This window comes from Klebsiella quasivariicola, from assembly GCF_002269255.1.
Lineage (GTDB): Bacteria > Pseudomonadota > Gammaproteobacteria > Enterobacterales > Enterobacteriaceae > Klebsiella > Klebsiella quasivariicola.
In genome coordinates, this window is sequence record NZ_CP022823.1 from 4,291,096 (window position 1) to 4,309,870 (window position 18,775).

24 protein-coding genes are annotated in these 18,775 nt (G+C 56.3%); 9 read left to right on the forward strand and 15 right to left on the reverse strand.

The genetic code is table 11. From position 1 onward, the window contains the following. Nucleotides 1-16: 16 nt before the first annotated feature. The 6 genes from pgpA to nrdR form a co-directional block, all read right to left on the reverse strand. Nucleotides 17-484, reverse strand: a complete 468-nt coding sequence (gene pgpA, locus B8P98_RS21725) for a phosphatidylglycerophosphatase A (RefSeq protein ID WP_004204830.1) — start codon at nucleotides 482-484, stop codon at nucleotides 17-19. 28 nt (nucleotides 485-512) lie between these two features. Next, nucleotides 513-1,484, reverse strand: coding sequence for a thiamine-phosphate kinase (gene thiL / locus B8P98_RS21730; protein ID WP_025710641.1), 972 nt, complete (start codon nucleotides 1,482-1,484; stop codon nucleotides 513-515). Nucleotides 1,485-1,555: 71 nt separating this feature from the next. After that, a complete protein-coding gene (nusB, locus tag B8P98_RS21735; RefSeq protein ID WP_004204833.1) occupies nucleotides 1,556-1,975 on the reverse strand; it encodes a transcription antitermination factor NusB in 420 nt (139 codons plus the stop codon). Nucleotides 1,976-1,994: 19 nt separating this feature from the next. After that, nucleotides 1,995-2,465: a 6,7-dimethyl-8-ribityllumazine synthase gene (gene ribH, locus B8P98_RS21740; RefSeq protein ID WP_001021161.1), complete on the reverse strand. Its 471-nt coding sequence runs from the start codon at nucleotides 2,463-2,465 to the stop codon at nucleotides 1,995-1,997. An 87-nt stretch (nucleotides 2,466-2,552) separates the two neighbouring features. Beyond that, a complete protein-coding gene (gene ribD / locus B8P98_RS21745; protein WP_025710640.1) occupies nucleotides 2,553-3,656 on the reverse strand; it encodes a bifunctional diaminohydroxyphosphoribosylaminopyrimidine deaminase/5-amino-6-(5-phosphoribosylamino)uracil reductase RibD in 1,104 nt (367 codons plus the stop codon). Between the two features lie 3 nt (nucleotides 3,657-3,659). Then, nucleotides 3,660-4,109, reverse strand: coding sequence for a transcriptional regulator NrdR (nrdR, locus tag B8P98_RS21750; protein ID WP_002890417.1), 450 nt, complete (start codon nucleotides 4,107-4,109; stop codon nucleotides 3,660-3,662). 147 nt (nucleotides 4,110-4,256) lie between these two features. On the opposite strand from nrdR, the gene B8P98_RS21755 reads away from it, so the two are divergent. Further along, nucleotides 4,257-4,793 carry a SadB/YajI family lipoprotein gene (locus B8P98_RS21755; protein WP_025710639.1) on the forward strand — a complete coding sequence of 179 codons (537 nt, stop codon included), beginning with the start codon at nucleotides 4,257-4,259 and terminating at the stop codon, nucleotides 4,791-4,793. A 299-nt stretch (nucleotides 4,794-5,092) separates the two neighbouring features. Continuing rightward, nucleotides 5,093-5,977: a nucleoside-specific channel-forming protein Tsx gene (locus B8P98_RS21760; RefSeq protein WP_025710638.1), complete on the forward strand. Its 885-nt coding sequence runs from the start codon at nucleotides 5,093-5,095 to the stop codon at nucleotides 5,975-5,977. A gap of 42 nt (nucleotides 5,978-6,019) precedes the next feature. On the opposite strand, the gene B8P98_RS21765 is transcribed toward B8P98_RS21760, so the two are convergent. The 8 genes from B8P98_RS21765 to B8P98_RS31165 form a co-directional block, all read right to left on the reverse strand. Beyond that, nucleotides 6,020-6,715, reverse strand: coding sequence for a helix-turn-helix transcriptional regulator (locus B8P98_RS21765; protein WP_025710637.1), 696 nt, complete (start codon nucleotides 6,713-6,715; stop codon nucleotides 6,020-6,022). A 24-nt stretch (nucleotides 6,716-6,739) separates the two neighbouring features. Further along, a complete protein-coding gene (locus tag B8P98_RS21770) occupies nucleotides 6,740-7,105 on the reverse strand; it encodes a VOC family protein (RefSeq protein ID WP_025710636.1) in 366 nt (121 codons plus the stop codon). Between the two features lie 136 nt (nucleotides 7,106-7,241). Beyond that, nucleotides 7,242-8,213, reverse strand: coding sequence for a protein translocase subunit SecF (gene secF, locus B8P98_RS21775; protein ID WP_025710635.1), 972 nt, complete (start codon nucleotides 8,211-8,213; stop codon nucleotides 7,242-7,244). 10 nt (nucleotides 8,214-8,223) lie between these two features. Continuing rightward, on the reverse strand, nucleotides 8,224-10,071 hold the full coding sequence (secD, locus tag B8P98_RS21780; protein WP_042929004.1) for a protein translocase subunit SecD: 1,848 nt from the start codon (nucleotides 10,069-10,071) through the stop codon (nucleotides 8,224-8,226). A gap of 26 nt (nucleotides 10,072-10,097) precedes the next feature. Beyond that, nucleotides 10,098-10,430, reverse strand: coding sequence for a preprotein translocase subunit YajC (gene yajC / locus B8P98_RS21785; protein ID WP_002890398.1), 333 nt, complete (start codon nucleotides 10,428-10,430; stop codon nucleotides 10,098-10,100). Nucleotides 10,431-10,452: 22 nt separating this feature from the next. After that, the gene (gene tgt / locus B8P98_RS21790; RefSeq protein WP_002890395.1) at nucleotides 10,453-11,580 is read right to left on the reverse strand and encodes a tRNA guanosine(34) transglycosylase Tgt; all 1,128 of its coding nucleotides are present in this window, start codon (nucleotides 11,578-11,580) and stop codon (nucleotides 10,453-10,455) included. Nucleotides 11,581-11,687: 107 nt separating this feature from the next. Next, complete coding sequence (queA, locus tag B8P98_RS21795) at nucleotides 11,688-12,752, reverse strand: tRNA preQ1(34) S-adenosylmethionine ribosyltransferase-isomerase QueA (RefSeq protein WP_002890390.1); 1,065 nt, start codon at nucleotides 12,750-12,752, stop codon at nucleotides 11,688-11,690. A 64-nt stretch (nucleotides 12,753-12,816) separates the two neighbouring features. Beyond that, the gene (locus B8P98_RS31165) at nucleotides 12,817-12,933 is read right to left on the reverse strand and encodes a hypothetical protein (RefSeq protein ID WP_165931835.1); all 117 of its coding nucleotides are present in this window, start codon (nucleotides 12,931-12,933) and stop codon (nucleotides 12,817-12,819) included. A 74-nt stretch (nucleotides 12,934-13,007) separates the two neighbouring features. Between B8P98_RS31165 and acpH the strand changes: the two genes are divergently transcribed. Next, nucleotides 13,008-13,589: an ACP phosphodiesterase gene (acpH, locus tag B8P98_RS21800; RefSeq protein ID WP_080924515.1), complete on the forward strand. Its 582-nt coding sequence runs from the start codon at nucleotides 13,008-13,010 to the stop codon at nucleotides 13,587-13,589. Nucleotides 13,590-13,716: 127 nt separating this feature from the next. After that, the gene (locus B8P98_RS21805) at nucleotides 13,717-14,319 is read left to right on the forward strand and encodes a peroxiredoxin (RefSeq protein ID WP_002890386.1); all 603 of its coding nucleotides are present in this window, start codon (nucleotides 13,717-13,719) and stop codon (nucleotides 14,317-14,319) included. Between the two features lie 144 nt (nucleotides 14,320-14,463). Here the strand turns inward: B8P98_RS21805 and B8P98_RS31170 are convergent, their stop codons facing one another. Continuing rightward, complete coding sequence (locus tag B8P98_RS31170) at nucleotides 14,464-14,610, reverse strand: hypothetical protein (RefSeq protein WP_165931836.1); 147 nt, start codon at nucleotides 14,608-14,610, stop codon at nucleotides 14,464-14,466. Between the two features lie 55 nt (nucleotides 14,611-14,665). Between B8P98_RS31170 and B8P98_RS21810 the strand changes: the two genes are divergently transcribed. The 5 genes from B8P98_RS21810 (at nucleotide 14,666) to fba (ending at nucleotide 18,732) form a co-directional block, all read left to right on the forward strand. Beyond that, nucleotides 14,666-15,109 (forward strand): PTS sugar transporter subunit IIA, encoded by a 444-nt coding sequence (locus tag B8P98_RS21810; RefSeq protein WP_025710631.1) that lies wholly within the window; start codon nucleotides 14,666-14,668, stop codon nucleotides 15,107-15,109. Nucleotides 15,110-15,114: 5 nt separating this feature from the next. Further along, a complete protein-coding gene (locus tag B8P98_RS21815; RefSeq protein WP_061155585.1) occupies nucleotides 15,115-15,402 on the forward strand; it encodes a PTS sugar transporter subunit IIB in 288 nt (95 codons plus the stop codon). A 20-nt stretch (nucleotides 15,403-15,422) separates the two neighbouring features. Further along, a complete protein-coding gene (locus B8P98_RS21820; RefSeq protein WP_025710630.1) occupies nucleotides 15,423-16,814 on the forward strand; it encodes a PTS ascorbate transporter subunit IIC in 1,392 nt (463 codons plus the stop codon). Nucleotides 16,815-16,879: 65 nt separating this feature from the next. After that, a complete protein-coding gene (locus B8P98_RS21825) occupies nucleotides 16,880-17,842 on the forward strand; it encodes a carbohydrate kinase family protein (protein WP_025710629.1) in 963 nt (320 codons plus the stop codon). Nucleotides 17,843-17,877: 35 nt separating this feature from the next. Then, a complete protein-coding gene (gene fba / locus B8P98_RS21830; protein ID WP_165931885.1) occupies nucleotides 17,878-18,732 on the forward strand; it encodes a class II fructose-1,6-bisphosphate aldolase in 855 nt (284 codons plus the stop codon). Nucleotides 18,733-18,775: the final 43 nt, after the last annotated feature.

Sequence of the window (18,775 nt, forward strand, 5' to 3'; positions counted from 1 at the left end):
TGCCGGGGAGAGGCGGTTAAAGCAGACCGATCGGCCAGTGATGGCCAATGACATACAGCACGCCGGCGGAGATCACGCCGGCGACGATATCGTCGACCATAATCCCCATTCCGCCGTGGATATTGCGGTCAAACCAGCGAATCGGCCACGGCTTCCACATATCGAAGATACGGAAAATCACGAAGCCGGCGGCCACCCACTGCCAGTCCAGCGTCGGCAGCGCCATCAGGGTGATCCACATCCCGACAAACTCGTCCCAGACGATACTGCCGTGGTCATGGGTGCCCATGTCTTTAGCCGTGCGGTGACAAAGATAAACCCCGATACAGATGCTCATCATCACGACCAGCGAGTACAGCTGCCAGGGAAGAAAGGTCATCAGATACCAGAACGGGATCGCCGCCAGGGACCCCATCGTCCCCGGAACCACCGGGCTTAAGCCGCTGCCAAAGCCAGTCGCCAGCAGATGCCACGGATTACGCATACTCAGGCGGCTGAGCGCCTCGTCTCGACTACGCAAAGTGATCGTATCCCTTTAAATCAAGCGCGACCGGCTTACCGTCGCGGATAAACTGCAGCCCTTCGCTCTCCGGCGCAATCTGTCCGATACAGGTAAAACGCGCGCCAAGATGGCCAAGGGCCACGTCCAGCGCCCCGCGGTTCAGCTCGGGGACGGTAAAGCACAGTTCGTAATCTTCCCCGCCGGCGAGCGCCCAGCGCAGCGCCTGCTCAGGCTCAACCTGGCGCAGCATCGCCTCGGAATACGGCATGGCATCGAGATCGATGCGCGCGCCGCAGCCGCTGGCTTTCAGAATATGCCCCAGATCGGAGATCAGGCCGTCGGAAAGATCGATCGCCGAGGTCGCCAGGTCGCGCAGCGCCTGGCCCTGGAGGATGCGCGGCATTGGACGCAGATGACGGGCCAGCAGGTAATCGGCGTCAGACGGTTCATCTACCGTCAGCCGGTTCTGCAACACCGCCAGGCCGGCGGCGCTGTCTCCCGGGGTGCCGGTGACATAGATCCAGTCGCCCGGCTTCGCGCCAGCGCGTTTCATGGCGCGTCCCGGCGGCACAAAGCCGTGGATACCCAGCGTCATCGAGAGCGGGCCACGGGTGGTATCGCCGCCAATCAGCTGCATATCGTAATAGTCCAGCTGGACAAACAGGCTGTCGCTGAAGGCTTCCAGCCAGGCTTCATCCACCGCCGGCAAAGTCAGCGCCAGCGTGAGCCACGCCGGCTCCGCGCCCATTGCCGCGAGGTCGCTCAGATTCACCGCCAGCGCTTTATAGGCGAGGTCGGCCGGGTCGATATCGGGTAAGAAGTGATTGCCCGCCACCAGGGTGTCGGTGCTGATTGCCAGCGTTTTTTTCTCAGGAATATTCAGAAGAGCGCAGTCATCGCCGATGCCGGTTTCAACATCAAGGCGGGCGCTTTTAACGCGATCAAAATAACGGGCAATCAGGGAGAATTCGCCGCATGCCATACGTTATGCCTCAGCAAAATAATAAATAAGGCCGGGTTGCGAGGCGACCCTCGCAAAACCCGGCCTGCAGTTTACTTCTTGTGGGGACGAATTACCGGAGCCGCTTTGTCCAGCACGCCGTTAACGAACTTGTGGCTATCTTCAGCGCCGAAGGTTTTCGCCAGTTCAATAGCTTCATTGATGGCCACTTTATACGGCACGTCATCACGTTTAGACAGCTCAAACAGCGCGATACGCAGCACCGCTTTTTCCACCTGGCCCAGCTCTTCCAGCTGACGGGACAGGTAGGGCTTCATCAGGCCGTCGAGGTACGCGCTGTTAGTCGCCACTCCGGACAGCAGTTCGCGGAAATACAGAACATCAACATCTTTTACGTCCTGTTCCGCCAGGAACTGGTATTCGACATCAGCGATGTCGTTCTGGGACAACTGCCAGGAGTAGAGCGCCTGAACGGCACACTCACGGGCGCGGCGACGAGCAGCAGGTTTCACGGAATTCCCCTTACAAAAATCAGGCCTTGATGGCTTTCAATACGTTAATCATTTCCAGCGCGGTCAGCGCAGCTTCTGCGCCTTTGTTACCGGCTTTGGTGCCAGCGCGCTCGATGGCTTGTTCAATACTTTCAGTGGTCAGAACACCAAAGGCTACCGGGATTTCACTGTCCTGGGCGACATGCGCCAGGCCATTGCTGGCACCGCCAGCCACATATTCAAAGTGGGCGGTACCGCCGCGAATCACCGTACCCAGCGCGATCACCGCGTCATATTTGCCGGTTTTCGCCAGTGCGCCAGCCGCCAGCGGCAGCTCATACGCGCCTGGAACCCAAACAACGGTGATGTTTTCATCTTTTACCTGACCAATGCGTTTCAGGGCGTCAATCGCACCTTCCAGCAGGCTGTCATTGATAAAGTTGTTGAAACGCGCAATGGTGATGGCGACGCGAGCGTCCGGGGTAGCAACGTTAGCTTCAATAATGTTCATACTCTTCCTTCGGGTTCATGTGCCCCGCAAGGGGGGCGGATTTTATCATATTATTCTGAGCGCTGCTTCCTAATAATCAGGAAAGCCTCACGCAGTGGTTAAATGCAGGCAGACATCCGGGCCAACCTGACGTATCTCATTGAATTTAAAATGGGGGACCTGGCTCAGTTTCTCAAGTCCCGGCAGCGCGCATAAACCGCGCGCATCACTGCCTAACAGTTTAGGCGCAATATAGACGATAAGCTCATCCACCAGACCGGCCTGAAGCAACGCCCCGGCCAGGGTGGCCCCCGCCTCCACCCAGACGCTGTTCATCTGCTGTTTGCCGAGCAGCATCATCAGCAGTACCAGATCGAGATGGCCGTTATGCTCCGGCACCAGCAGCGTGCGAACGTTTTCCGGCCACTGGCGCTCATCCGCGCGCAGGCGGGCAAACAGCGTTTCTCCCGCCTGCTGCACAATACGGTGCTCAGGCGTGACGCGGTTCTGGCTGTCGATGACGACGCGCAGCGGCTGGCGTAAATTCTCTTCAGGATAAAGCGCCTGGGTATCGGCGCTCAGCTCCTGCCAGCGCACGGTCAGCGCCGGATCGTCCGCCAGCACGGTGGCGCTGCTGGTGAGGATCGCATGGCTCTGGGCGCGCAGGCGCTGCACGTCGCGTCGCGCCTGCGGGGAGGTGATCCACTGGCTTTCACCGCTGGCCATCGCCGTGCGGCCGTCCAGCGAGGCGCCCATCTTCAGTTGGATCCACGGAAAACCGGTGCGCATCCGCTTCAGGAAGCCCTTATTCAGCGCTTCCGCTTCGTTCATCATCAGCCCATGGCTGACGTCAATACCGGCCTGCTGCAAACGATACAGACCGCGCCCCGCCACCTGCGGGTTCGGATCCTGCATCGCCGCGACCACGCGGCTGACGCCCGCGGCAATCAGCGCGTCACAGCACGGCGGCGTACGTCCGTGGTGGCTGCAGGGTTCAAGGGTGACGTAGGCGGTGGCGCCTCGCGCCTTTTCGCCCGCCATGCGTAGCGCGTGCACTTCGGCGTGCGGCTCACCGGCGCGATAGTGAAAGCCCTCGCCGACGATCTCGCCGTCTTTTACAATGACGCAGCCAACGTTGGGATTAGGATGAGTGGTAAAGCGTCCGCGCGCGGCGAGCTTCAGCGCACGCGCCATGTACATTTCGTCCTGCATGGCTTAGTCCTGTAAGCGGGCGATCTCTTCGCCGAATTCTTTGATGTCTTCGAAACTGCGATAGACTGACGCAAAGCGAATATAGGCGACTTTATCCAGCTTTTTCAGCTGCTCCATCACCAGGTTGCCGATCATTTTGCTGGCCACTTCGCGCTCGCCGGTGCCACGCAGATGGGTCTTGATATGGTTGACCGCCATTTCCACGTCATCGGCGCTGACCGGACGTTTCTCCAGCGCTTTCAGCATCCCGCTGCGCAGCTTGTCTTCATTGAAGGGCTCGCGCACATCGTTACTCTTCACCACCCGCGGCATCACCAGCTCGGCCACTTCGAAAGTGGTAAAGCGTTCATTACAGACCAGACACTGCCGACGGCGACGCACGGAAGAGCCTTCCCCCACCAGACGAGAGTCGATCACTTTGGTATCCACGGCGAAACAGAAAGGGCAATGCATAGCGCGTCCTGACAGGTAGTTAAACTGAAGGGTAGTTTACCGCGAAGTGACCTGACTACAAAGAAAGAGCTTTTGAGACAAAGGATCTATGGGAGATGAGGCTGCTTTGGCTACCATTAAGCATCTTCTGTTAACGGAATCCTGACCATGACAAGACGTTATCTGAAGCTCGCCATCGCGGGTAGTTTGTTCACCCTGACCGCCTGCGCCCAGCAAAGCGAAGTCCGCCAGATGCACCAGAGCGTGACCACGTTGAGCCAGGAGATGACCCAGCTCAATCAGCAAACCATCAAAATCACCCAGCAAAATGCGCTGAACGCCAAATCCACCCGCGGCGTTTATCTGCTGCCGGAGGCCAAAACCCCGGCGCGGCTGGAGAGCCAGATCGGCACCCTGCGCATGTCGGTGGGCAGCATTACGCCGGATGGCGACGGGTCACGCCTGACTTTACGCATTCAGGGTGAATCCAACGATCCGCTGCCGGCCTTTACCGCCACCGTCGCCTCCGGGCAGATCACTGGCACCACCCACAGCTATCAGGAAGTCAATGTTCAGGACCAGCTGATCAGCGCCCCGGCCAGCACCCTCGCCCCCAGCGATGTCGATATCCCGCTGCGCCTGAACGTGACCCCGGACAAAGTCGGTTTTATTCGCGTTCACGATATCCAGCCGGCCGCACAATAACCCTTCCCGCCGGGCACGCCCTGCCCGGCGGCTTTCATCCCCACCGGTTTTATCCACTTACAACTTTTCGCAAGAGTTCATTAGAAATCGTTCTGGACAGCGATTTTCAGTAGCATTTTGTCAAGAAATGCATAGAATCGTGAACGCAATCGATTACGCATGTTCTGGTTATGTGAAACAACACGTATTTTTGTGAGCAATGATTCCTATAATAGACCCCCACAGAAAGACGAAATATTTAGAAACGCTTCGGCACTTCTTTTAACGCCTTCAGGCTCAATTTAAACAGTGGCATTACTATGAAAAAAACATTACTGGCAGCGGGTGCGGTTGTGGCGCTCTCCACTTCTTTTACCGCGGGCGCGGCAGAAAACGACAAACCGCAATATCTGTCTGACTGGTGGCACCAGAGTGTTAACGTGGTAGGCAGCTACCACACCCGTTTTGGACCGCAGATCCGTAACGATACCTACCTGGAATACGAAGCGTTCGCCAAAAAAGACTGGTTTGATTTCTACGGCTACATCGATGCCCCGGTATTCTTCGGCGGCAACAGCACGGCAAAAGGTATCTGGAACAAAGGTTCCCCGCTGTTTATGGAGATCGAACCGCGTTTCTCTATCGATAAGCTGACCAATACCGATCTGAGCTTCGGGCCGTTCAAAGAGTGGTATTTCGCCAACAACTATATCTACGATATGGGCCGCAACGACTCCCAGGAGCAGAGCACCTGGTATATGGGTCTGGGTACCGATATTGATACCGGCCTGCCGATGAGCCTGTCGCTGAACATCTACGCCAAGTACCAGTGGCAGAACTACGGTGCGTCCAACGAAAACGAGTGGGACGGCTACCGTTTCAAAGTGAAATACTTTGTGCCGCTGACCGACCTGTGGGGCGGTTCGCTGAGCTATATCGGCTTCACCAACTTCGACTGGGGCTCTGACCTCGGCGATGACAACTTCTACGATCTGAACGGGAAGCACGCGCGCACCAGCAACTCTATCGCCTCCAGCCACATCCTGGCGCTGAACTACGCGCACTGGCACTACTCTATCGTCGCTCGTTACTTCCATAACGGCGGCCAGTGGGCTGACGATGCCAAGCTGAACTTCGGCGATGGCGATTTCAGCGTCCGCTCGACCGGCTGGGGTGGTTACTTCGTGGTTGGTTACAACTTCTAATTGCTGATACAGCAAGACAGCGCCCGGGCCACCCGGGCGTTTTTATTTCTCCCGCACCTCGCAGCGGACTTTGCGCAAAAAATCGTTTAATGAGCGTTCGGCGCACTCGCTGAATCGACGTTCGGTCGCCCTGACCGCCAGACAGCGGTCGAGGCGAAAGTTACGATAATCATTACGCAGCTCGCACCAGGCCACCAGCAGCCAGCGCTCCCCCCAGAAAAACAGCCCCAGCGGCAGCACGTCGCGCTCGGTCACCCGACCGGACTCATCCTGATAGCGCAGTGCCAGCACCTGCTGGCCGGAGACCGCCTGATGAATGACGTCAAAGAAGGTTTTGGCATAGCGATGGGCGCCGAGATCGGGGGCAAACAGGCGGGTCTGCTCCGCCTGGCGCCGGCGCGCCTCCGGGAGGATCGCCAGCATCTTCTCCTGGGCGGATTCCAGCGATTGCGACAGCGCCTCACCGCCCCAGGTTTTCAGCAGCCGAATCGCGGCGATCAGCGCTTCGGATTCTTTGGTGGTCAGCATCAGCGGCGGCAGATCGTAGCCCGCCAGTAGCCGGTAGCCGCTGCCCGCCTCGCCCTCCACCGGCACGCCGGAGAGGGAGAGATCGCGAATATCGCGATACACGGTGCGCTCCGACACGCCCAGCCGCTCCGCCAGCAGCGCGGCGGTAGTGAGCCGCCTGCCGCGCAGGATCTGCACAATCTGAAATAAACGGTCGGCGCGTCGGGTCATGTCTCACTTCACAAAAAATTCAGGTTAAGCTGGCTGGTGCAGGCCAACGCGGTTGCCCTCGCTGTCGGTAAACAGCGCGATGGTGCCAATATCATTCGGCAGCGTCAGCGGGCCGAAGACACAGGCCCCACCCGCCGAGGCAACGCGATCCAGCGTGGCGGCAAGATGGTCAGTATGCAGGTAAATAATAGCGCCCTGCGCCGAAGGCGCGATACCGTCGAATTTGGCCAGCGCGCCACCGGGGGCCGGATCCTGATGCGGGAACACCGCCAGCTCGGCGCAGTCCATGGTTTCGCGACGCAGCGTCACCTGCATCACCGGCTCATAAAACGCGACGGCGCGATCCATATCGGCGACCGGAATTTCAAACCAGTTAATCACGTTATTCATACTTCCTCCTGCTCGTTAGTGAGTTCAGAAGGAGTGTATGGGAGGGCTCCTGACAGCTTACTGTCAGCAGGTTTTATCGTGGACAAAAAAATCCCGGCCACCAGGGCCGGGATTGCTTTCTCTCAACTGAACCGGATTACGGCAGAATAGACGGCTGATCCGCCCCTTCTTTCTCGACCTTCTGCTGGATCAGATGCTCGCGCTTCATGCCCAGCTTCAACGCCAGCGCGGAGGCGACGTAGATAGAAGAAGCCGTACCGATGGAGACACCGATCAGCATGGTCAGCGAGAAGCCTTCCAGAATCGGGCCGCCGAACAGGAACAGCATCAGGATCACCATCAAAGTGGTACCAGAGGTGATCAAGGTACGGTGCAGCGTCTGGGTCAACGACACGTTAAAGATCTCGTACGGCGTACCGCGGCGGATCTTACGGAAGTTTTCACGGATACGGTCCGATACCACGATACTGTCGTTCAGCGAGTAGCCGATAACCGACATCAACGAGGCCACGATGGTCAGGTCGATCTCGATATGGAACAGCGACAGCACGCCCATAGTGATCACCACGTCGTGCGCCAGGGCGATAACCACCCCGGCCGCCAGACGCCATTCGAAGCGGAAGCCGACGTAGATCAGGATACAGACCAGCGCCGCAATCAGCGCCAGGGCGCCGGTTTGCGCGAGGTCCGCACCGACGCTTGGGCCGACAAACTCAATACGCTTCACCGCCGCGTTCTGACTGGTCGATTCGTTAATCACCGTCACGACCTTGCTGCCCAGCTCCTGGCTGCCGTTGGCGTCATGCACCGGCGGCATACGTACCATGATGTCGCGGCTGCTACCGAAGTTCTGCACCTGCGGCTCTTCAAAACCCGCTTTCTGCAGCGCATCACGCATCTGGTCCAGATCGACCGGTTTCTCAAGGGTAATTTCAATCACCGTACCGCCGGTGAAATCGAGACCCCAGTTAAACCCACGAACGCCGATGATGGCGATCGACACAATCAGCAGAAAACCTGAAATGCCGAAGGCCCAGTAGTCCCAGCGCATAAAGTCCCAGACTTTACGGCCGTGGTTCAATTGTTCAACAGTATATTCCTGTGCCACAACGCACTCCTCAGATAGACAGCTTTTTAACGCGCTTGCCGCCGTACAGCAGGTTCACGATGGCACGGGTGCCGACGATAGCGGTAAACATTGAGGTCGCGATACCGATACCGGTGGTAATCGCAAACCCTTTAATGGCACCGGTACCGACGGCGTACAGGATGATCACTTTGATAAGCGTCGTCACGTTGGCGTCGAAGATCGAACTGAACGCGCCGCGATAACCTTCGTCAATCGCCTGCTGAACGGTACGCCCGTTGCTCAGTTCTTCTTTGATACGCTCGTTGATCAGTACGTTAGCATCGACCGCCACCGCAAGGGTTAACACGATACCCGCGATGCCCGGCATGGTCAGCGTCGCCCCCGGGATCAGGGACATAATGCCGACAATCAGCACCAGGTTGGCAATCAGCGCCGAAGTCGCGATCAGACCGAACTTCTTATAGAAGAGGATCATGAACAGGATAGAGACCACCAGACCGGCCAGACAGGCTTCCAGACCCTGCTTGATGTTCTGCATCCCCAGGGTTGGGCCGATAGTCCGCTCTTCGACGATCTGAATCGGCGCAATCAGCGCGCCGGCACGCAGCAGCAGCGACAGCTGGCGCGCCTCGGTCGGGTTGCTGATACCGGTAATACGGAAGCTGTTACCCAGACGCGACTGGATGTTGGCGATGTTAATCACCTCTTCCTCTTTCGCCAGGATAGCGCGACCGTTGGCATCTTTCTTACCGCTGTCTTTATACTCCACGAACAGGGTCGCCATCGGTTTACCGATGTTGTCCTTGGTGAAGTTAGACATGATGTTCCCGCCCGCACTGTCCAGCGAGATGTTAACCTGCGGCTGGTTGTACTCATCCATGCTGGAGGTGGAGTCGGTGATATGGTCACCGGTCAGGATCACGCGTTTGTACAGCACCACCGGCTGGCCTTCACGCGTCTGCTTCACTTCCGAGTCGCCCGGTACGCGGCCAGAGGCGGCAGCGGACTGGTCCACGTTAGTATTGACCAGACGGAACTCGAGGGTCGCGGTCGCGCCAAGGATCTCCTTCGCCCGCGCGGTATCCTGGATACCCGGCAGCTCAACCACGATGCGGTCAGCGCCCTGACGCTGAACCAGCGGCTCGGCGACGCCCAGCTGGTTAACACGGTTACGCAGGATATTAATGTTCTGCTGAACCGCATACTCACGGGCTTCTTTCAGGCGCTCATCGGTCATCACCGCTTTCAGGCTGTTGTCACCCTGAGAGGAGATAACCAGATCGCGATGGCGAGGGCTGAGATAAGAGATAGCCTGGTCGCGCGCCGCGCTGTCGCGGAAGACGATGCTCAGACCGTAGTTGTCTTCTTTACGCACGGTCGCGTAAGGAATGCCTTTGTCGCGCAGTTCGCTGCGCAGGCTATCGATGTTCTGTTCCTGCAGTTTGCCTAACGCGGTGTCCATATCCACTTCCATCAGGAAGTGCACGCCGCCGCGCAGATCAAGACCCAGCTTCATTGGCTCGGCATAGAGTGCCGCCAGCCAGCGTGGGGTTGCCGGAGCAAGGTTTAGCGCCACGACGTATTTGTCACCCAGCACGGTAAGCAGCGCTTCACGCGCACGCAGCTGGGTATCAGTGGTGTCGAAGCGCGCAAGAATAGCGCCCTCTTCCAGAGCCACAGACTTCGCGGTTATTTTTTCTTCTTGTAAAGTTTTCTGGACCTGGATCAGCGTTTGCTCACTGGCGGCGACGCCGCGCGCGCCAGTGATTTGAACAGCCGGATCCTCACCATACAGGTTGGGAAGCGCATAGATCAGGCCGACGACAATGACGACGACCAGCATGACGTACTTCCACAAAGGATAACGGTTTAACACGGCAGTTCCCTTTGGGAAAAGTTAGATTACAGCGCCTTCATGGTGCCTTTCGGCAGAACGGCAGCAACGAAGTCACGTTTGATAACCACTTCAGTGGTATCGTTCAGCGCGATAGCAATGTAGCCAGTTTCCGCTACTTTGGTCACGCGACCGACCAGACCGCCGTTGGTCAGCACTTCATCGCCTTTGGCGATGGAGTTCATCAGGTTCTTGTGTTCCTTGGTGCGCTTCTGCTGTGGACGCAGGATCATGAAGTAAAAAATCAGACCGAACACCACCAGCATCAGAATCAGAGACATCGGGCTGCCCTGCGCCGGTGCACCCGTTGCCGCTACCGCATCAGAAATAAAAAAGCTCATTGAAATTCCCTCATTATTAAAATTAATCAACGTTCAAAGGAGGCACGGTGCGCCCCTGACGTTGGTAAAAATCGGTCACGAAGCTCTCTAATTTACCCTCTTCGATAGCCTTGCGTAAACCAGCCATTAAACGCTGATAGTAGCGCAGGTTATGAATGGTATTGAGACGCGCGCCCAATATTTCGTTGCAACGATCGAGGTGATGCAAGTAAGCGCGTGAATAATTGCGACATGTATAGCAATCACACTCGGCGTCCAGCGGTGCGGTATCGCTTTTGTGCTTCGCGTTGCGGATTTTCACCACGCCGTCGGTGACGAACAGGTGGCCGTTACGCGCGTTGCGCGTCGGCATGACGCAGTCGAACATATCGATACCGCGACGTACCCCTTCCACCAGATCTTCCGGCTTCCCGACGCCCATCAGGTATCGTGGTTTATCGGCCGGGATCTGCGGGCAGACGTGCTCCAGAATGCGATGCATGTCTTCCTTCGGCTCACCGACCGCCAAACCGCCGACAGCGTAGCCATCAAAGCCAATCTCTACCAGACCTTTCACCGAGATATCGCGTAAATCTTCGTAAACGCTACCCTGAATAATGCCGAACAGCGCGTTTTTATTGCCGAGGCTATCGAAACGGTCGCGGCTGCGCTTCGCCCAGCGCAGAGACATTTCCATCGAACGCTTGGCGTAGTCCCAGTCCGCCGGGTACGGCGTACATTCGTCGAAGATCATCACGATGTCGGAACCGAGATCGTATTGAATCTCCATCGATTTTTCCGGATCGAGGAAAATAGGATCGCCGTTGATCGGGTTGCGGAAATGGACGCCCTGCTCGGTGATCTTACGGATATCGCCAAGGCTGAACACCTGGAAGCCGCCGGAGTCGGTCAGGATCGGTCCTTTCCACTGCATAAAATCGTGCAGATCGCCATGCAGCTTCATGATCTCCTGACCCGGGCGCAGCCACAGGTGGAAGGTGTTGCCGAGAATAATCTGCGCGCCGGTGGCTTCCACCTCTTCCGGCGTCATCCCTTTGACGGTGCCGTAGGTGCCAACGGGCATAAAGGCCGGTGTTTCCACCACGCCGCGCTCAAACACCAGGCGACCGCGGCGGGCGCGACCGTCGGTGGTATCCAGTTCAAATTTCATTCTTGCTCCTGCGTCAGAAAAACAGTCCGACGTTTTCATACTCGCCACGGAATGATTCCGTGGCTAAAAATGCGTCATGGCGTCAACAAGCCGGTATACCGGCCTGTTTAGGGACGCTCAGAAATAGCCTGCGGATTGTACGTGATAAACATCGCATCCCCGTAGCTAAAAAAGCGATATTTTTGCTCAACCGCCACCTTGTAGGCGTTCATGGTGTGCTGATAACCCGCAAACGCCGACACCAGCATAATCAGTGTGGATTCAGGGAGATGGAAGTTGGTCACCAGCGCATCAATCACCTGGTACTGATAACCCGGATAGATGAAAATCTGCGTATCGTCGAAGAATGGCGCGATCAGCGCGTCTTTCGCCGCCTGCGCCGCGCTCTCCAGCGAGCGTACCGACGTTGTGCCTACCGCGATCACGCGGTTGCCACGCGCTTTTGCCGCCAGCACCGCATCGACCACCTCCTGTGGAACTTCGGCATATTCGGAGTGCATGGTGTGCTCTTCAATGCTGTCGACGCGCACCGGCTGGAAGGTGCCGGCGCCCACGTGCAGGGTAACAAACGCCATCTCAACGCCTTTGGCGCGCAGTTTGTCCAGCAGCGGTTCGTCGAAATGCAGACCGGCGGTCGGGGCGGCTACCGCGCCCGGCCTGGTGCCGTAGACAGTTTGATAGAGCTCGCGGTCGGCGTCTTCGTCCGGGCGGTCAATATAGGGCGGCAGCGGCATATGGCCGATCCCGTTGAGGATCTCCAGCACCGGGCGCTCGTCGTTAAATTCCACTTCAAACAGCGCGCCGTGACGCGCCAGCATGGTGGCCTTAATGCTCTCGTCATCCCCCAGCAGCAGCTCGGCGCCCGGCTTAGGCGCTTTCGAGGCGCGAATATGGGCCAGGATGCGCTTATCATCCAGCATCCGCTCCACCAGCACTTCAATCTTGCCGCCGCTGGCCTTACGACCGAACAGACGCGCCGGGATCACCCGGGTGTTGTTAAACACCAGCAGATCGCCTGGATTAAGCTTATCGAGAATGTCGGTGAAGGTGCCATGCGTCAGCGCGCCCGTCGGCCCGTCCAGGGAGAGCAAGCGACAGCTACTGCGCTCAGGCATCGGATAGTGGGCAATCAGGGATTCGGGTAGTTCAAAAGCAAAATCGGTAACGCGCATGACGATAACTCAGACTAAATAAAGAGGCGGGTAGTCTAGTGCCGGGGCGGTCTGCCTGCAACCTTTACCCCTCCGGATGAATGACATAATCTATATTCCGAATCATTCCGAATGCCGCCATGCGGCAACCGAATGCCTTACCGGTGGCAAAGGTGCCGCGCGCGGCCAGACAGCATGCCATTCGGCCACTGAGGCGCCGTTCAGCACAACATCGGTGACGCCACCCGCCCGCTCGTATTTAAAGGATGTCGTTTTATGAATTTTCTCGCCCACCTGCACCTGGCCCATCTCGCCGACAGTTCGTTGCCCGGCAACCTGATGGCCGACTTCGTGCGCGGCAACCCGCAGGGCGACTATCCGGCGGAGATCATCGACGGCATCTATATGCATCGGCGGATTGACGTGATGACTGACAATCTGGCGGAAGTCAAAGAGGCGCGGGAGTGGTTTCGCCCGCAGACCCGCCGCGTCGCTCCCATCACCCTCGACGTCATGTGGGATCATTTCCTGTCGCAGCACTGGGCGCAGCTCTCCCCTGACCTGCCGCTGGACGAGTTTGTCCGCTACGCCGAGCAGCAGATTGCCCCCGTCCTGCCTGATTCGCCGCCCCGCTTCGTCAATCTCAATCAATACCTGTGGTCGGAGCGCTGGCTGGAGCGCTATCGGGAAATGGAGTTTATTCAGCGTGTGCTGAACGGCATGGCCAGCCGCCGCCCGCGTCTCGAGGCGCTACGCGACTCCTGGCAGGATCTGGACACCCACTACCACCAGCTTGAGGAGCAGTTCTGGCGCTTTTATCCGCAGATGATGCGCCAGGCGGCAAACAAACAGCTGTAATCGCTGCGTCATTGATAGGTAAAAGCTGGCTGAACGATTGTCAGCGCCTCTTTGTGTTATTGCCGGACAGACTCTATACTTGCCCGCGTTGCGTTCCAAATAACCTTAGTAATTACAGGAGAATCAAATGGTTCTGGTCACTCGTCAAGCGCCGGATTTTACTGCAGCCGCTGTGCTGGGTAATGGTGAAATCGTTGAGAAATTCAATTTCAAACAACACACCAACGGTAAACCTACCGTTCTGTTCTTCTGGCCGATGGACTTCACCTTCGTCTGCCCGTCTGAGCTGATCGCGTTCGACAAACGTTACGAAGAATTCCAGAAACGCGGCGTGGAAGTGGTTGGCGTTTCCTTCGACTCCGAGTTCGTGCACAACGCATGGCGTAACACCCCGGTAGACCAGGGCGGTATCGGTCCGGTTAAATACGCGATGGTTGCTGACATCAAACGTGAAATCCAGAAAGCGTACGGTATTGAGCATCCGGACGAAGGCGTAGCGCTGCGCGGCTCCTTCCTGATCGACGCTAACGGCATCGTTCGTCACCAGGTGGTTAACGATCTGCCGCTGGGCCGTAACATCGACGAAATGCTGCGTATGGTTGACGCGCTGCAGTTCCACGAAGAGCACGGTGAAGTTTGCCCGGCTCAGTGGGAAAAAGGGAAAGAAGGTATGGCTGCCTCTCCGGAAGGCGTTGCAAAATACCTGACCGAAAACGTCTCCAGCCTGTAATCGGCACACGTTTTTATAAAAGGCTCGCTCAGGCGGGCCTTTTTTGTTAACGGTGTCAAAATTTAGATAAATGACCCGCCGATATTTGTGACCAGCACTGCACTTCCGCCGAAAAAACGCGTTCTGCTTCTCACTTTTTCTCTGTCAAATTTCAGCGTCAAAACACAAAGCCTTCATAACAGACTGAAAAATATATAAATTATTTATATCGTTTTCTGCCGATACTTTGCCGCCGATGTGATCGCCATCAATATTTAAAACCTCGAATGTGATCTCATCCATCATTTTCATCAATGTATTTGGTCATGATTTGACTCAGGAACAGGAATACGTTCAGGAGCCGAGGATGGATATTATTTTTGACCCTACGTTAATCGCCCTTAAGCAGAATATTTCCCGTGCGGAAGAGGCCATCGAACTGGCGGGTTCATTACTCGCCAGACGCCAGATTTGCAGTGCCGAATATGTCAACGAGATGCTGACGGTATACGAAGATTTCGGTGCCGCCATCGTCCTGGACGACGGGATTGCCATGCCGCACGCTCGCCCGGAAAAAGGGGCATTGCAGACTGGATTTTCGCTTGTCACCACCGCCACGCCACTCACCTTCGGCCACGATGAATTCGACCCGGTTACCGTGGTCATCGCGATCGCCGGCGCGGACGCGGACAGTCATATCAAAATGATCCAACTGATAGCCTCGCTGATCGAGTCAGATATTGTGACCTTTCTTCAGCAGGAAAATGACGTCAATTCAGTCTTACATTTCATCCAAAAACAAATGGAGTAGTCATTATGTTAGTTATCAGAACGGTTTGTGGTAACGGTATTGGCAGCTCATTAATGGCTGCAAATAATGTGAAAAAGATCTGTGAAGAGTTGGGAATCAAAGCGGATGTCGCCTCAGTGGATTTTGCCAACGCCGTCGGAGAAAAAGCCGACCTTTACGTCACGATCAAAGAACTGGCAAATCAATTTCCGGCCCACTGTCATGTCGCCATCATTCGCAGCTACGTCCATAAAGCGAAAATTGCCGAGGATATTACCGACGCATTGACCAAAATTGCGGCGACCCACTCTTAACCAGCATAGAGGGAACGACCATGCAGGCTATTCTTAGTTTCTTAGCGGAAATATTCAGTCAACCCGCCTTTTTAATGGGGCTTATCGCCTTTGTTGGTTTAGTGGCACTGCGCTCGCCTGGCAATAAACTGCTTACTGGCACATTAAAGCCGATTTTAGGCTATTTAATGTTGAGTGCCGGGGCAGGCGTTATCGTTGCCAACCTCAACCCGCTGGGCGGAATTATCGAAGCCGGATTTAATATTCGCGGCGTAATTCCAAACAATGAAGCCATTGTCTCCGTCGCCCAGAAGATGCTGGGCGTGGAAACCATGAGTATTTTGCTGTTAGGCTTTATTTTCAACCTGATTATCGCCCGCTGTACCAAGTATAAATATATCTTTCTGACCGGTCATCACTCGTTCTTTCTCGCCTGCCTGTTTTCCGCCGTTCTGCAGGCGGCGGAGTTTCATGGCTGGATGTTGATCCTGATCGGCGGATTTCTGCTGGGATCATGGTCAGCCATCTCCCCCGCCATTGGTCAACGTTATACCAAGCAGGTCACGGAAGACGGTGGGATTGCCATGGGCCATTTCGGCTCTCTCGGCTACTACCTTTCGGCATGGATCGCCAGCCGGACCGGCAATCCGGCAAACTCCTTCGCCGATACCGAGATTTCAGAGAAATGGGGCTTTCTGCGCGATACCACGGTCACTACCGGTATCGTGATGTTTGTTATCTACTTTGTCTGCAGTGCTGTCGCCGGGTCGGCGTACCTGAGCACTATCACCGATCAAAACATGCTGATCTTCTCGGTGCTGACCGGTCTGCAGTTCGCCGTTGGCGTGGCCATTGTCTACAACGGTGTGCGGCTGATCCTCGGCGATCTGGTGCCGGCATTCCAGGGCATTAGCCAGAAGCTGATCCCGGACTCCATCCCGGCCGTTGACTGCGCGGTATTCTTCACCTTTAGCCCCACCGCGGTGGTGGTGGGATTCATTAGCTCTTTCGTCGGCGGTCTGGTCGGGATGCTCTTCCTCGGCGGACTGGGCATGGCGCTGATTATCCCGGGCATGGTGCCGCACTTCTTCTGCGGCGGCACCTCCGGCGTCTTCGCCGATAAACTGGGCGGTAAGCGCGGATGTATTATCGCCTCCTTTATCGGCGGGATCTTCCTCGCCTTCCTGCCGGCGATGCTGCTGCCGGCGCTCGGCAACCTCGGATTTGAAAACAGCACTTTTGCCGATTTCGACTTCGCGGTGTGGGGCATCATTATCGGTAACGCCTTCACCCAGTTTGGCCAGGTCACTATCTATCTGATTTGTCTGGCACTACTCGTCGCGCTGCTGGCGCCTTTCTGTTTCCGTCACGTACGGGTGGTGGGCGATACGCTCAGCTATGAGGAGCTTACGGCGAAGCAGAAAAAGGAATAAGCGGCGTCATTTTTCCCGGCGGGGAGGCCACGCTCCTCGCCGCTGACAAATAATCAGGAGCGGTTATGGCTATTTTGTCCATTGGATTTGCTTGTTTCGATCAGTTTTTCTTTCTCAATGAATGGCCTCAGGAGAATACCAAAAATTTTTGTCATGATTTTATAGAAAGCGGCGGCGGCCCGGCGGCCAATGCGGCCTGGCTGCTGGGATTATGGGGTGAGGAGGTCTATTACATCGGCCATCTGCATCAGGACCTTTACGGCCAGCGCATTATCGATGAGTTTGCCGAGGCGGGGGTGGATACCAGCCAGGTGGTTTTCTCCGATGACATGATCACTCCGCTGGCCTCGGTGCTGGTCAATCGCTTAACGGGTTCGCGGACGATTATTACCCGCAAGATGCATACCCCTCCTTCCCTGACCTACGATCAAAAGCTCAAACTGGACGATCTCGCCGAACGACTGATTGCTGCCGAGGAGCCGGTCACTATTTTAATTGACGGCCACGAAGCGGAAATTAGTGAATATTTAATTAAGAAGCTTCCTGCCGCCAGAGTGGTGATGGACGGCGGGTCACTGCGTGCCAGCAATATTAAACTGGCGGCCTGGACTGACTATTTTGTGGTTAGCGAACATTTCGCTCGCGATTATATGAGCTATCGCTCACTGAGCAGCGAAGCAGAAATTAAAGCAGCGCTAATTGAGCTGAATAAAATTTGCCGCGGTGAGGCATTTATTACGCTTGGCGAAAAAGGCTGCGCCTTTTTAAAAAGCGGCATGCTGCAGATCGTCCCGTCCTGGCTGTGCAATGCCGTTGATACCACCGGTGCCGGGGATGTTTTTCACGGTGCCTTTACCTATGGCGTCCATTATTCGTGGCATATCGATAATATTATTTTATTTGCCAGTCTGACCGCCGCTATTTCTATTGAGAAAAAAGGGGTACGGGAATCAATGCCGGATCTGGCGGTCGTCCACCACTCGCTAAACAGCTATGAGAGAAACTTAAAGCACTATTTTGAAGAATAACTGCATTTAACAAATATCAAGAGGTGAATATGTTAGTGTCGATGAAGGACATGCTTCAGCATGCCCTGCGGGACGGCTACGCCGTCGGTCAGTTCAACATTAATAATCTGGAATGGGTCGGCGCCGTATTAAGCACCGCCCAGCAGTGCCGCTCACCGGTTATTTTGGGCGTGTCCGGCGGCACGGTTAAGCATATGCTCGGGTTAAAATGTATTCATGATATCGTGGTTAACGCCATGGATTATTTACATATTGATATTCCGGTGGCCCTGCATCTGGATCACGGCACCACCCAGGAAGCCTGCGAAGCCGCGATCGCTGCCGGCTTCAGTTCCATTATGTTTGATGGTTCACATCTGCCGTTCAGGGAAAACCTGGCCATCACCCGCCACCTGGTGGAACTGGCGCACAGCAAGGGCATCTCCGTGGAGGCCGAACTGGGCACTATCGCCGGCAGTGAAGACGGTATCGTTAACTCCGAGGTCATCTACGCCGATCCTGAGGAGTGCTATACCCTGGTGACAGAAACGCAGGTGGATTGCCTCGCCGCCGCGCTGGGTTCCACCCATGGCTTGTATAAAGGCAAAGCCAGGCTGGGATTTACCGAGATGAAAGCCATTGCCGAGCGGGTGCAGGTCCCGCTGGTGCTGCACGGCGGCACCGGTATTGCCGATGAGGATATGCGCCGGGCGATCGCCTGCGGCACCGCCAAAATCAACGTTAATACCGAAAACATGTACGCCTGGTGCCAGCAGGTGAAGGCGATCTTTGCCGCCGACACCGGGCACGATGTGAACGATCCGCGGAAAGTCATCACCCAGGGATTACAGCCGGTACGCGAGATGATTGCCCGTCGCATGGCGCTTTTTGGCTCACAGCAACGCTATTGACGCCGGGCCTGTGGCGGAAACCTCCGCCCCGAAGCTGCCGGGG

Bases quoted from the DNA above. Each gene is read 5' to 3' on its own strand.
- tgt (WP_002890395.1), bottom strand. From the start codon at position 11,580: ATGAAATTTGAACTGGATACCACCGACGGTCGCGCCCGCCGCGGTCGC.
- B8P98_RS21755 (WP_025710639.1), top strand. From the start codon at position 4,257: ATGACAAGACGTTATCTGAAGCTCGCCATCGCGGGTAGTTTGTTCACC.
- B8P98_RS21825 (WP_025710629.1), top strand. From the start codon at position 16,880: ATGGCTATTTTGTCCATTGGATTTGCTTGTTTCGATCAGTTTTTCTTT.
- B8P98_RS21770 (WP_025710636.1), bottom strand. From the start codon at position 7,105: ATGAATAACGTGATTAACTGGTTTGAAATTCCGGTCGCCGATATGGAT.
- ribH (WP_001021161.1), bottom strand. From the start codon at position 2,465: ATGAACATTATTGAAGCTAACGTTGCTACCCCGGACGCTCGCGTCGCC.
- acpH (WP_080924515.1), top strand. From the start codon at position 13,008: ATGAATTTTCTCGCCCACCTGCACCTGGCCCATCTCGCCGACAGTTCG.
- queA (WP_002890390.1), bottom strand. From the start codon at position 12,752: ATGCGCGTTACCGATTTTGCTTTTGAACTACCCGAATCCCTGATTGCC.
- B8P98_RS31165 (WP_165931835.1), bottom strand. From the start codon at position 12,933: ATGGCATGCTGTCTGGCCGCGCGCGGCACCTTTGCCACCGGTAAGGCA.
- pgpA (WP_004204830.1), bottom strand. From the start codon at position 484: ATGCGTAATCCGTGGCATCTGCTGGCGACTGGCTTTGGCAGCGGCTTA.
- B8P98_RS21815 (WP_061155585.1), top strand. From the start codon at position 15,115: ATGTTAGTTATCAGAACGGTTTGTGGTAACGGTATTGGCAGCTCATTA.
- B8P98_RS21760 (WP_025710638.1), top strand. From the start codon at position 5,093: ATGAAAAAAACATTACTGGCAGCGGGTGCGGTTGTGGCGCTCTCCACT.
- nrdR (WP_002890417.1), bottom strand. From the start codon at position 4,109: ATGCATTGCCCTTTCTGTTTCGCCGTGGATACCAAAGTGATCGACTCT.
- B8P98_RS21765 (WP_025710637.1), bottom strand. From the start codon at position 6,715: ATGACCCGACGCGCCGACCGTTTATTTCAGATTGTGCAGATCCTGCGC.
- yajC (WP_002890398.1), bottom strand. From the start codon at position 10,430: ATGAGCTTTTTTATTTCTGATGCGGTAGCGGCAACGGGTGCACCGGCG.
- ribD (WP_025710640.1), bottom strand. From the start codon at position 3,656: ATGCAGGACGAAATGTACATGGCGCGTGCGCTGAAGCTCGCCGCGCGC.
- B8P98_RS21820 (WP_025710630.1), top strand. From the start codon at position 15,423: ATGCAGGCTATTCTTAGTTTCTTAGCGGAAATATTCAGTCAACCCGCC.
- B8P98_RS31170 (WP_165931836.1), bottom strand. From the start codon at position 14,610: ATGAAAATGATGGATGAGATCACATTCGAGGTTTTAAATATTGATGGC.
- B8P98_RS21810 (WP_025710631.1), top strand. From the start codon at position 14,666: ATGGATATTATTTTTGACCCTACGTTAATCGCCCTTAAGCAGAATATT.
- thiL (WP_025710641.1), bottom strand. From the start codon at position 1,484: ATGGCATGCGGCGAATTCTCCCTGATTGCCCGTTATTTTGATCGCGTT.
- B8P98_RS21805 (WP_002890386.1), top strand. From the start codon at position 13,717: ATGGTTCTGGTCACTCGTCAAGCGCCGGATTTTACTGCAGCCGCTGTG.